Source organism: Oceanobacillus salinisoli, assembly GCF_009733865.1.
Lineage (GTDB): Bacteria > Bacillota > Bacilli > Bacillales > Amphibacillaceae > Oceanobacillus > Oceanobacillus salinisoli.
The window spans coordinates 248,591-260,897 of record NZ_WOFB01000003.1 but is presented as its reverse complement, the minus strand read 5'-3'; the positions used below and the strand labels follow the sequence as shown (position 1 = coordinate 260,897).

Annotated in this window: 13 protein-coding genes; 12 read left to right on the top strand and 1 reads right to left on the bottom strand. The window is 36.2% G+C overall.

What is annotated here, in order from left to right:
- Positions 1 to 142: 142 nt before the first annotated feature.
- Positions 143 to 1,102 (bottom strand): asparaginase, encoded by a 960-nt coding sequence (locus tag GMJ66_RS05110; protein ID WP_156289251.1) that lies wholly within the window; start codon positions 1,100 to 1,102, stop codon positions 143 to 145.
- A 90-nt stretch (positions 1,103 to 1,192) separates the two neighbouring features.
- Between GMJ66_RS05110 and prsW the strand changes: the two genes are divergently transcribed.
- The 12 genes from prsW to GMJ66_RS05050 all read left to right on the top strand — a co-directional run bounded on the left by prsW (position 1,193) and on the right by GMJ66_RS05050 (position 12,278).
- Positions 1,193 to 1,846: a glutamic-type intramembrane protease PrsW gene (gene prsW, locus GMJ66_RS05105; RefSeq protein ID WP_156289250.1), complete on the top strand. Its 654-nt coding sequence runs from the start codon at positions 1,193 to 1,195 to the stop codon at positions 1,844 to 1,846.
- A gap of 172 nt (positions 1,847 to 2,018) precedes the next feature.
- On the top strand, positions 2,019 to 2,975 hold the full coding sequence (gene sleB / locus GMJ66_RS05100) for a spore cortex-lytic enzyme (protein WP_231514815.1): 957 nt from the start codon (positions 2,019 to 2,021) through the stop codon (positions 2,973 to 2,975).
- 14 nt (positions 2,976 to 2,989) lie between these two features.
- Positions 2,990 to 4,333, top strand: a complete 1,344-nt coding sequence (gene ypeB, locus GMJ66_RS05095; RefSeq protein WP_156289249.1) for a germination protein YpeB — start codon at positions 2,990 to 2,992, stop codon at positions 4,331 to 4,333.
- A gap of 169 nt (positions 4,334 to 4,502) precedes the next feature.
- Positions 4,503 to 5,162, top strand: a complete 660-nt coding sequence (locus GMJ66_RS05090; RefSeq protein WP_156289248.1) for a flagellar brake protein — start codon at positions 4,503 to 4,505, stop codon at positions 5,160 to 5,162.
- 122 nt (positions 5,163 to 5,284) lie between these two features.
- A complete protein-coding gene (gene cmk / locus GMJ66_RS05085) occupies positions 5,285 to 5,974 on the top strand; it encodes a (d)CMP kinase (protein WP_156289303.1) in 690 nt (229 codons plus the stop codon).
- A 15-nt stretch (positions 5,975 to 5,989) separates the two neighbouring features.
- On the top strand, positions 5,990 to 6,592 hold the full coding sequence (locus GMJ66_RS05080) for a lysophospholipid acyltransferase family protein (RefSeq protein WP_156289247.1): 603 nt from the start codon (positions 5,990 to 5,992) through the stop codon (positions 6,590 to 6,592).
- 72 nt (positions 6,593 to 6,664) lie between these two features.
- Positions 6,665 to 7,798 carry a 30S ribosomal protein S1 gene (rpsA, locus tag GMJ66_RS05075; RefSeq protein WP_156289246.1) on the top strand — a complete coding sequence of 378 codons (1,134 nt, stop codon included), beginning with the start codon at positions 6,665 to 6,667 and terminating at the stop codon, positions 7,796 to 7,798.
- A 341-nt stretch (positions 7,799 to 8,139) separates the two neighbouring features.
- Entirely contained in the window at positions 8,140 to 8,742 is a 603-nt protein-coding gene (locus GMJ66_RS05070) for a YphA family membrane protein (RefSeq protein ID WP_156289245.1), read from the top strand.
- Entirely contained in the window at positions 8,739 to 9,635 is an 897-nt protein-coding gene (locus GMJ66_RS05065; RefSeq protein WP_156289244.1) for a YIEGIA family protein, read from the top strand. The genes GMJ66_RS05070 and GMJ66_RS05065 overlap by 4 nt, the downstream gene beginning before the upstream one ends.
- Positions 9,632 to 9,817, top strand: a complete 186-nt coding sequence (locus tag GMJ66_RS05060; RefSeq protein WP_156289243.1) for a capping complex subunit for YIEGIA — start codon at positions 9,632 to 9,634, stop codon at positions 9,815 to 9,817. The genes GMJ66_RS05065 and GMJ66_RS05060 overlap by 4 nt, the downstream gene beginning before the upstream one ends.
- Before the next feature lie 100 nt (positions 9,818 to 9,917).
- A complete protein-coding gene (gene der / locus GMJ66_RS05055) occupies positions 9,918 to 11,228 on the top strand; it encodes a ribosome biogenesis GTPase Der (protein WP_156289242.1) in 1,311 nt (436 codons plus the stop codon).
- A gap of 12 nt (positions 11,229 to 11,240) precedes the next feature.
- Positions 11,241 to 12,278, top strand: a complete 1,038-nt coding sequence (locus GMJ66_RS05050) for an NAD(P)H-dependent glycerol-3-phosphate dehydrogenase (RefSeq protein WP_156289241.1) — start codon at positions 11,241 to 11,243, stop codon at positions 12,276 to 12,278.
- The last annotated feature ends 29 nt before the right edge of the window (positions 12,279 to 12,307 follow it).

Below are 12,307 nucleotides of genomic sequence, written 5' to 3'. Positions count from 1 at the left end.
TATATTCCATTAGTAGTACAAAAAATACTGTAATACTAAAATTTCCTGGATGAAAGTGTTTTAGTTAATAAATCCGAACTATGATTCAAAACTCTTCACTTAGAATTTGAATTAGTTCGGATTTTGTCCCAGTACCTTTTTCTTAAAACATATTTTTGAGCAATTCCATATCTTTCGTTTTTTCAAGTGCAATTAATAATTTAATTCTTGCTTTTGGACCGGAAAGCCCATCTGCAAAAATGACACCCATCTCATATAATTGTTTTCCACCGCCTTCATAACCATAGGTAGGTTGGACATTTCCTTTGAAACTTCTGGAAACGAGGACTACAGGAATTTGGTCATCTATGATTGCTTTTAGAGAAGGTATCATTTCTTTAGGTAAATTTCCTTGACCTAATGCTTCTAATACAATTCCATCTGGTTTAGCTTGATGTACCGCTTTAATTAATTGCTCGTTCATTCCAGCATATGCCTTTAACAGGAACACATCGCATGATATGCTGGATACTTTTCTAGTTGAACGAGCTAATCGTGTACGGTGAAAAATAATTTTATCTTTTGTAATGATTCCAATTGGTCCAAACTGTGGACTTTGGAATGTTGCAACATTGCTTGTCGATGTCTTCGTAACACTTTCTGCGGTATGGATTTCATCATTCATGACAACCAGGACCCCTTTTTCTCTTGCATCTTCTTCCAAAGCTACTCGAATGGAAGACAGCAAGTTGTATAGGGCATCCGAACCAATTTCGTTACTGGACCTCATCGCTCCGGTTAGGATAATCGGCTTATTTGTTTGTACAACCATATCTAGAAAGAATGCCGTCTCTTCCAACGTATCGGTTCCATGTGTTATCACACATCCATCATAGTTCGGCAGTGCATTTTCAACTTCCTTCGATAGCGTTAACATATGCTGTGGTGTAATTTGTGGAGAAGGAAGATCAAATAAAATCCTTTCATCTATTTCCGCAGTTAGTTTGGCCTGATTTGTAATATCGGATAATGGATGTTTTTCTGCTGAGTTGACTTCTCCCGTATCTTTGTTTTCGAGCATGGATATTGTTCCACCAGTATGTATGATTAGTATTTTTTTCAAAAAATCACCTGTTTTCTATAATTTGTATTTTCATAATTCGAACCTCATGATACGATAAGACTAGTGTAAAAGGAAAGAGGTTTTTGAAAAATGATTGGTGTGTTATCTGCTGGCCTGGCTCCTGTGTTTGCATTAATGTGTTATATATATCTTAAAGATCGGGTTACAGAACCTATTTCATTAATTGTTAAAATGTTTATGTTGGGAGCATTGTTAGTATTTCCAATAATGTTTATTCAGTATGCTTTAGCCGCAGAAAACATAACAAATAATCATTTTATTCAATCCTTCTTTTTTGTCGCATTATTAGAGGAATTTTCAAAATGGTTTATCTTTATCTTTGCAATTTATCACCATTCTGATTTTGACAATCACTATGATGGTATTGTATACGCGGTATCCATTAGCCTTGGCTTTGCTTCATTGGAAAATGTTTTATACTTATTAACCAATGGAATTGAATATGCCTTTCTAAGAGCTTTTTTTCCTGTTTCCTCACATGCATTATTTGGAATAATTATGGGCTATTATTTTGGAAGGGCAAAAGTTACGAATTTACACACAAACTGGAATAGAATATTTGCATTGCTTATTCCTTTTATATTACATGGTATATATAACTATATTCTAATGAGTGTTGCAAGTTATTGGATTTATTATTTAAGTCCATTTATGATTTTCCTTTGGTGTGTTGCCCTACATCGAATGAAAGCAGCCAATCAATCAGTAACTATGATAAAATAATTTGACAATAAATGAAAATAATATGAACAACCCTTTGTATAACGTGATTGTACAAAGGGTTTTTTATTTATATCGCAGTGTTAAAAGGATACTTTATCTCTAATTATGCATAAAAAGGGGATTTAATCAAAAAATAGATATCACAATACTAAGTGTATCAGGAGGAAAAATAATGGTCTATAAACGAACATGCCTATTACTTATGGTTATTTGTACGATGTTCATTGCTTTTGAATCAACGAATCCGACGAAAACAGTTCATGCATTTAGTCCACAGGTCATCCAGCAAGGTGCAACAGGGGATGATGTTATAGAATTACAGGCAAGATTACAATATATAGGTTTTTATAACGGTAAAATTGATGGAGTATTTGGCTGGGGTACGTATTGGGCATTACGAAACTTTCAATACGAATTTGGAATGAAAGTGGATGGACTAGCCGGTCAAAAAACTAAGGATAAGCTGGTTCAAGTAACAGACTATGATGAATCCTTTGTCAAAGAACAAATAGCCAAAGGTAATAAATTTACGCATTATGGTGGTGTAGATAAAGAGAAACAATCCGCACCTCAACCACAGAAGCAACAGCCTAAGCAAGATGGGGGGGCTAAACAGGAACAACAACCAGCTAATGATGGTGGAGAACAAGCGCAGCAACAGGCTGAACCAGCACCTCAAGAAGAACAAGATGAACAGCCTGCAGAGCAAGGTGCTGATGCAGATGCCCAGGCGGAAGGGCCTGCTACAACTGCGGTAAACGTCCCACAAGGTTTTTCACAAAATGATATTCAATTAATGGCTAATGCTGTCTATGGTGAAGCAAGAGGAGAACCATATGAAGGACAGGTGGCAGTAGCTGCAGTAATTTTGAATAGGGTAGAAAGCGCAACCTTTCCAAACACAGTATCAGGAGTGATTTTTGAACCGAGAGCCTTTACAGCTGTTGCGGATGGTCAAATTTGGCTAACTCCAAATGAGCGGGCACGAGAAGCCGTATTAGATGCTATTAATGGATGGGATCCAACTGGAAATGCTATTTATTACTTTAATCCAGACACTGCTACATCAAGCTGGATTTGGTCAAGACCACAGATTAAACGAATTGGTAAGCATATATTCTGTAAATAGGATGGTGATTAACGATGAAAAGATGGATATTAATAGCGGTGTTGGGGCTAGTAGTCGCCGGAACTGCGTTTTGGGGTTATCAGGAACATCAGGAGAAAAATGCGATTCTTATTCAGGCGGAAAATACGTATCAACGAGCGTTTCATGAACTTGCCTATCATATTGATTTACTTCATGATGAAATCGGAACGGCTCTTGCAATGAATTCGGATCAGCGTCTATCTCCGCAAATGGTAGAGATTTGGAGGTTAACATCTGAAGCATCATCAGATGTGAATCAGCTTCCTTTGGGATTACTGCCATTTAATAAAACAGAAGAATTTCTTTCTAACATCGGTGATTTTACTTATCGGACGGCAATTAGAAATTTGGATGATGAACCATTGAGCGATGAAGAAACGGAAACATTGAAGAACTTATATGAACAATCTGCAGAAATTGAAAGAGAACTTAGGCAAGTTCAGCATCTTGTATTAGAAGAAAACCTTCGTTGGATGGATGTTCAAATGGCCTTAGCAGATGAAGATGCACAAGTAGACAATACCGTCATTGACGGGCTGAAAACAGTGGAAAAGACAGTAGAAGGATTTTCTGAAGCAGATGTGGACTCTTCTATCATCGGTACATCCGCAAAAAATCATCAATATAAGTTTTTGCAAGGCAGTAAAGACATTGATGAAAACGAAGCTTTGAGAATTAGTAAGGAACTATTCAAAATCGAGGACGAGTCACAAATCCGAATTACAGAAACGGGTAATGGTGCAGAGGTTCCAATGTATAGCGCTTCTTATACGAATGGGGATCGTCATGGTTATTTGGATATAACCAAACAGGGTGGCAATCCAATTTCGTTACTAGTAGAAAGACCAATTGGTGATAAAAAAATAAGCCTGAATGAAGGAACGGAAAGAGCCGAGGAATACATTGAAAAATTAGGCTTTGAGGATATGATTTTATTTCAGAGCAGTGAGTATGATAATATAGGTGCTTATTCCTTCCTTTACAGTCAGGATGGTGTTCGTATATACTCCGATGCGATTGAAGTAAAAGTAGCTCTGGATAATGGAGATATACTAGGTTTAACCGCCCAAAATTTTATGCAAAATCATAAGGAACGGGATATCCCACAACCGGATATAACTGCATCCGAAGCGAAGGAAATGGTTAATTCTAATGTTGATATTCAGGAAGAATTTTTAGCTGTTATTGATAATGATTTAGGTGAAGAAGTGTTAACACATGAATTTTTAGGTATTTATGGTGATGATACGTACCGGATATTTATAAATGCCATGAATGGGCAGGAGGAAAAAGTTGAAAAATTAGGTGGCAGTGAAATTAATTATGCAGTTAACTAGGGAATGGCTTAAAAGCCTTTCCCTTTTTTTATTTTTCTGTAATAATGGGTATATCGTAACAAAAATTTACCAATACACTAGCCAAATTTGCGAAGTCTTTTCAATAAAAGAATTCTTGAGTAAACTCGAACAACTATGACTTTTATACATTAAAGGAGTGTATTTAACGATGAAAATAGGCACCTTAATTAATATAGAAACAAGAGATTCACATACAGAGGAAGTAGAGAAGTATCGCTGTAAAGTAATCGAGAAAAAGAATCATTATATTATTATTGATTACCCTATAAATGTAAAGGATAATAAAACATCCTTTCTTCCGGTAGGTACAAATATTACGGTTACTTATATGGGTAGGGACCAGGCTGTCTATCAATTTGAAAGTAACATTGCCTCGAAAGTGAAATCTAACATACCTGGATTGGCTATTCCATATCCAGATAAAAAAGAAATAAAACGGATACAGCGAAGGGAATTTGTTCGAATTGAAACATCAGTAGACGTAGCAATACACAGCTTGGAACATTCATTTCCTGCATTTGCTACAGTAACTACAGATATTAGTGGGGGAGGTCTTTCGATACTTCTAAAGCATGAGAAAATGGTAGCTGTTGGAGATAAGATTAAGACAGTCATTGTATTGCCAATAGAAGCCCATCGTTTTCACTATATGATAGCAAACGGCGAAATCGTCTTTCTAAAATCTTTAAAAAACAATGTTAAGACCGCATCATTGAAATTTACCGATATTGATAGCCAAGATCAGCAAATGATTATGCGCTATTGTTTTGAGAAACAGCGTGAAGCAAGACAAAAAGAAATACAATAATTCCTGCTAAATTAGACCAAAATTTTCTATGTATGTTATTATTTATTGTAGGTATGTTAACAAATACTTATCATACCCCATCTTTTGAATGATTTGGTTAATGAGAGGAATGAAGGATGTACATGAAAAAAAGAGACATAGCGATTGCAATTGATGGCCCTGCGGCAGCTGGGAAAAGTACGGTTGCAAAAATAGTTGCAGAAAAGTTGTCTTATATTTATATTGATTCGGGAGCGATGTATCGCGCACTTACATTAAAAGCATTGGATCAGTATGTAGATTTAAATGATGAGAAAACAATTCTAGAATTATTATTACATACTAAAATTGAATTAAGCCAAAGAAATCAAAAACAAATCGTGCTTTTAGACGATGCTGATGTAACTGATGAAATACGAACGCAGAAAGTAACAAATAATGTCTCGTATATTGCAAAACTCTCCAGTGTTCGAAGAGAAATGGTTTTGCGCCAGCAGGAACTTGCAAGTGCAAGAGATCGGGGAGTAGTAATGGATGGAAGAGATATAGGCACACATGTGCTTCCTGACGCAGAAGTTAAAATATTTCTTATAGCCAGTGTAGAAGAACGTGCAAAACGAAGATATGAGGAAAACACCCGTCGTGGAATCGAATCAGATTTAGAAGAATTAAAGGAAGAGATTAAAAGGCGAGATGAAATTGATTCTAAACGGGAAGCTTCTCCCTTAATTAAAGCAGAAGATGCGACGGAAGTAGATACCACTTCGTTAACCATAGACGAAGTTGTACAGGAAATCTTAAATGCAGTTTCGAACTACATGGAGAAAGGCTAAAAAAGGAGACAAAATATGCTATATAAAATTGCTAAATATGCCTTAGCTATTATCTTGTATCCATTATATCGTATAAAAGTTATCGGAAAAGAAAACATACCAAAGGAAGGGCCGGTACTTATATGCTCTAACCATATTTCTAACTTTGATCCACCAGTAGTTGGAATTACATCCAGGAGAGATATTTACTTTATGGCAAAAGGTGAATTGTTTGAAAACCGAGTATTAGGTGGATTATTAACAGGAATCCATGCTTTTCCGGTAAGGCGCGGATTAGCTGATCGGAATGCTTTAAGAAAAGGTTTGGAAATTCTTAAAGAAGGTAAAACAGTCGGATTATTCCCTGAGGGTACGAGAAGCAAAACCGAAGAAATTGGTGATCCATTAGCAGGTGCGGGCTTTTTTGCCTTACGATCTGAAGCAGCAGTGGTACCGTGTGCAATTATTGGACCATATCAAAAGTTTAAAAGGCTAACGGTTATATATGGTAAACCGCTTGATATGGAATATTATCGAACATCGAAGAAATCTGCGAAGGAAACAGCTGATGCGATTATGACAGAAATAAAAAAATTGAAGGAAAATTATCAGAATCAAATAACTTTACTTGACAAATAATTGTAATTATTAGAAGTTATAGAAAGAATAGGTTTATTATTTATTTGTTATTGTATTTAGGAGGCTATGGATATGAGTGAAGAGACCAAAGATCTAAAAGAATTAAATGTAAACGATACGGTTACAGGTACCGTTATGAAATTAGAAGATAAGCAAGTACTTGTGGATATCGGCTATAAGACGGAGGGAATTCTTCCAATCAGCGAGTTATCCAATCTTCATGTAGAGACAACGAGTGATGTTTTAAAAGAAGGTGATGAGTTGACTCTAAAAGTGAAGAAAGTAGAAGATGATGAAGTAATTCTATCCAAAAAAGCGGTAGATGCAGAAATTGCCTGGAGTGACTTAATAGAAAAATATGAGAAAGAGGAAATATTTGAAACCGAAGTAAAAGAAGTTGTAAAAGGTGGACTAGTCGTTGACGTAGGTGTTCGGGGATTTATTCCTGCTTCATTAGTGGAGACCCATTATGTGGAAGATTTTACAGATTATAAAGGGAAGAAATTAACTGTAAAAATTGTTGATCTGGATAAAGAACAAAATCGAATTATTCTGTCTCATCGTGCAGTGGTTGAAGCAGAAGAAAAAGAGAAGAAACATTCTTTACTTCAGTCATTAGAACCAGGTCAAGTAGTAGAAGGTACCGTTCAACGAATAACCGGATTTGGTGCTTTTGTTGACCTTGGCGGCATTGATGGTTTAGTACACATATCTCAACTTTCTCATGAGCATGTAGAAAAAACTTCTGATGTCGTTTCAGAAGGAGATAAAATTAGTGTAGAAATTCTTTCCGTAGATCGGGATAATGAGCGTATTTCGTTGTCACACAAGAATACATTGCCAGGGCCATGGACAAATATTGAAGAACGTATTTCAATCGGAGATACATTAGAAGGTACGGTAAAACGTCTTGTGAATTTTGGTGCTTTTGTCGAAGTCTTACCAGGTGTAGAGGGATTAGTACATATTTCACAAATTGCTAATCGTCACATTGGCACACCACAGGAAGTATTGGAAGTTGGACAAAAGGTGAAAGTAAAAGTTCTTGATGTGAACGAAAATGAAGAACGCATTTCCTTAAGCATTAAAGAGCTCGAACAGGAACAAGAAGAAAAAGAATATAAACAATATGAAAAAGATGAAGAACAGTCAGGTTTCCATTTAGGAGATTTAATTGGTGACAAGCTGGATAAATACAAAAATTAATCGATAAGTCCTTTCCTTCTGGGGAAGGGCTTTTTTTGTACCCTCTAATCTTTTTGCAAGAAGTAGACACGATACACTAATATTTTTATGTATTATCACCACTAATTACTACCGATTAAATAGCAGAAGTGTGGAGCAACATAACTTAGGAAAAGATTTATTTGAAGCCCTGTCTTAAGAATTATTGCTATATACAAAAAAATTTTATTTCGCAGTTGGTATATACTCCTAACTAATGAAAATTCCAATTTTGTGATGCTCCTGCTTGTTCTAATGATGATATCGTCGTATAGATTATATATTTTCCTGGTCATAATGCGTAATAGGTGGTGGTGAGTAGTTTGATAACTGGTATTTTATTTTATTGGTTTAGCTGGATTTTTTGGATAATTGTCACATTTTTAATGAAAAAAGGTGTACTGCGAACGTTATTGGCATATTGGATTCTATTTACTATTATTGGATCGTCATTTTATTTCCAATTGGGTTACTATACTATATCCTTAAGTATCATTATACTCTTTCTTGGAGCAATTGTGCTGCTATCCAAGCAACCTCGAACACTATATCATTTGTTTTCCGCTTTTACGATATCGATTGGCTATACAGCAATGTTATTCTGGGAAAAGCTTTCTCCAATTTGGATTATTATCCCTCGAATTCTGTTAATTAGCATTCTTATTGGCTGTTTAACATCGATTCTATCCAAAGCCTATCTTGGACGGATTAGTGTTTGTCTGTTTGGGATGATTGCGGGAGAAATGATTTACAGCGTTATTCTATCCAGTTATGGATTACAGGAAGAAATTGGTGAAATGCTATTTTTAGATACTTTGTTTTGTACGCTTTTATTATTAACGTTTTTAGACATACTACATAAGGGGAAAGCTAAATTATCCATGTACATCACAAAATTACAAACAAAACTAGAGGTGGCAAAATGAACGAGTATACTTATCCAATTCTTTTTGGAATTATAACAGGTACTGTCTTACGTATGTTGATGCTTCGAACCGATTACAGACAATATCCAACATATTTACATGGGAAAATTATTCATGTGTCTTTAGGGTTTATTGCAGCTTCTTTAGGGGCTTTAATAATTCCTGCAATTATGGAAAAAGATTATACCGCAGTAACAATTCTGACAGTTGCTGCTACACAGTTCAGAGAAGTGCGCAATATGGAAAGAAATACGTTAAGTGAAGTGGATGATTTTGAGTTAGTTTCACGCGGAAAAACATATATAGAAGGCATAGCAATTTCTTTTGAAAGCAGAAATTATCTCGTGATTATTACTGCATTTGTTGGGACATTAGTTTATATTTTAACCAATCCAATTTTTGCTGTGATTGCTGCTGTCATATGCTATTTTATCTCAAAAATACTGATGAGCGGAAGTACATTGAAAGATATTGTGGATATTGAATACAAGGAATTACATTTCGAAGGTGCAGGATTGTACGTCGACAATATATATATTATGAATATCGGTCTGCCTGAAAGACATAAAGAGATTCAAAAATATGGCATGGGATTTATTATTAAGCCAAAAGATATTAATACCATCAATACCATAGCAAATTTAGGACAAAGACAGGCGATATTACACGATATTTCGGTAGCTTTAGGTGTGTTCCGTGATTCCGGAACGCCAGCCTTAACCCCTTTAATTAAACGGGATTTGGATGATGGACGATTAGGAGTATTTGTACTGCCGCAAATTCGAGATATTGAGAAAGCAAAAGAGGTCATTGGGGCAGTGCCGGTTCTTGAAAGTGCTATTAGAATGCCTTCCCAATCCAAATCACATAATAAGGAGGTACATGGGAAATGATAATTGAAAAGGCTATTTTAGCAGTCATTACACTGAATGAGTCTAAAATCTCTGGTGGAGCTCCTATTTTTATTTGTGAGACGAAGAAGGAACTCGAGCAGGTGGCTGCCAATATAGAAGCCATTACCGATGGGATCGTGCATGCTTTGAGTGATGAATTGTATATTGTTGTAAAGCATTAACTTACCATTACTTGCTATTTTTAATTGTTAATATTTTCTTCTTTTGCTAGAATATATTAAGTTAAGCAAATAAGAATGTAAAAGAGAAAGGACTCTTTTTATGAGGAAATCTGTAGTAGCAATTGTAGGAAGGCCTAACGTTGGCAAGTCAACTATTTTTAATAGATTGGTTGGAGAAAGAATCTCCATTGTGGAGGATATACCTGGCGTAACAAGAGATCGAATTTATTCCCAGGCAGAATGGTTAAACCATACATTTAATCTCATTGATACTGGTGGGATTGAATTAGGGGATGAACCATTACTCGTACAGATGCGAGAACAGGCTGAGGTTGCCATAAATGAGGCGGATGTGATCATTTTTTTGGTAAATGGGAAGGAAGGAATAACTGCTGCTGATGAAGAAGTAGCCAAGCTGTTATTTAAGTCCAATAAACCAATTGTATTAGGCGTAAACAAAATCGATAACCCCGAAATGCGTGACACCATTTACGAATATTATTCACTGGGTTTCGGTGAGCCGTTTCCTATTTCCGGTTCTCATGGATTAGGTTTAGGTGACCTATTGGATAAAGTTGTCAGCTATTTTCCGCAAACAAACGGAGAAGAAAAAGATGAAGATACGATATATTTCAGTTTAATTGGGAGACCAAATGTTGGTAAGTCATCTCTCGTAAATGCCATTCTTAATGAAGAACGGGTTATTGTGAGTGAAATGGAAGGAACCACTAGAGATGCGGTTGATACCCACTTGCGTAGGGATGGTCAAGATTATGTAATTACTGATACAGCTGGAATGCGAAAACGAGGTAAAGTTTATGAATCAACAGAGAAATACAGTGTATTAAGAGCATTAAAAGCAATTGAACGCTCTGATGTCGTGTTGGTTTTAGTTGATGCCGAGACAGGGATTAGAGAACAAGATAAAAAAATAGCTGGTTATGCACATGAGGCAGGAAGAGCGGTAGTCATTGTTGTAAATAAATGGGATACCATTGAATCCAACGAGAAAGCAATGAAAGAATTTGAAACAAAGATACGAGCACATTTTCAATTTTTGGATTATGCTCCAATTGTTTTTCTTTCAGCAAAAACAAAAAAGAGATTACACACTTTAATTCCAGCTATACAATATGCCAGTGAAAATCATGCGAAGCGGATTTCAACAAATGTATTGAATGATGTGATTATGGATGCTTTAGCCATGAATCCAACTCCAACGGTAAAAGGGAGAAGGCTGAAGGTATTATATGCTACACAAGTTGCAGTAAAACCGCCAAGCTTTGTCATATTTGTGAATGATCCCGAATTAATGCACTTTTCATATCAGCGTTTTTTAGAAAATAAAATTAGAGATGCTTTTGGCTTCGAAGGCACTCCAATTAAAATTTTTGCTAGAAAACGCGGGTAGAGGAGGAAAAACATGGAAAAAGTTGCAGTACTTGGAGCAGGAAGCTGGGGAACAGCACTAAGTATCGTCTTATCGGATAATGGATACGGTGTTCGTCTATGGTCCCATAAAAAAGAACAAGTCGAAGAAATAAATCAAACACATAAAAATGAACGGTATCTAAACGTAACACTTCCAGAAAGCATTCAAGCTTTTGCTGACCTGGAGAAAGCTATAGACGGTGTAAAAGCAATTGTAATCGTGGTGCCAACAAAAGCCATTCGAGAAATTTCGCGAAAATTAAACAGCATACTTGACCCTTCTGTAACAATCATCCATGCTTCAAAAGGTATAGAACCTGGTACCTTAAAAAGGGTATCACAGATGATTGATGAGGAGCTTGATCAATATAGCTATCATGATATCGTTGTTTTATCAGGTCCTAGTCATGCAGAAGAGGTTGCATTAAGACACCCGACGACAATTACAGTTGCCTCACTGAACATGGAGTATGCAAAAGTTGCCCAGGATTTATTTATTAATGAGGCATTTCGCGTCTATACAAGTACAGATATTTTAGGGATTGAACTTGGCGGTGCACTAAAAAATATCATCGCTTTAGGTGCCGGTATTTCAGATGGATTAGGCTATGGGGATAATGCCAAAGCAGCTCTGATGACAAGAGGGCTCGCTGAAATTGCAAGATTAGGTACAAAATTGGGAGCAGACCCACTTAGCTTTCTAGGCTTATCTGGAGTAGGAGATTTAATTGTAACATGCACAAGTGTTCATAGCAGAAATTGGCGTGCTGGTAACTTGTTAGGTAAGGGGCATCGATTAGAAGAAGTGTTGGAGCAAATGGGGATGGTTGTAGAAGGGGTTAGGACCGTAAAAGCAGCCTACCAGTTTGCCAAAGAAGAAAATGTCGAAATGCCCATTACAACCGGAATATATGAGGTTTTATTTGAAAATAAAGTTCCTAAAGAAGTAGTAGAACAATTAATGAGCCGTTCGAAACGAGAAGAAATGGATGATATTGCCCATTTATTATATGAGCGTTATTCGAATTAACACGTAATCACTGTCCTTGCATATAATAT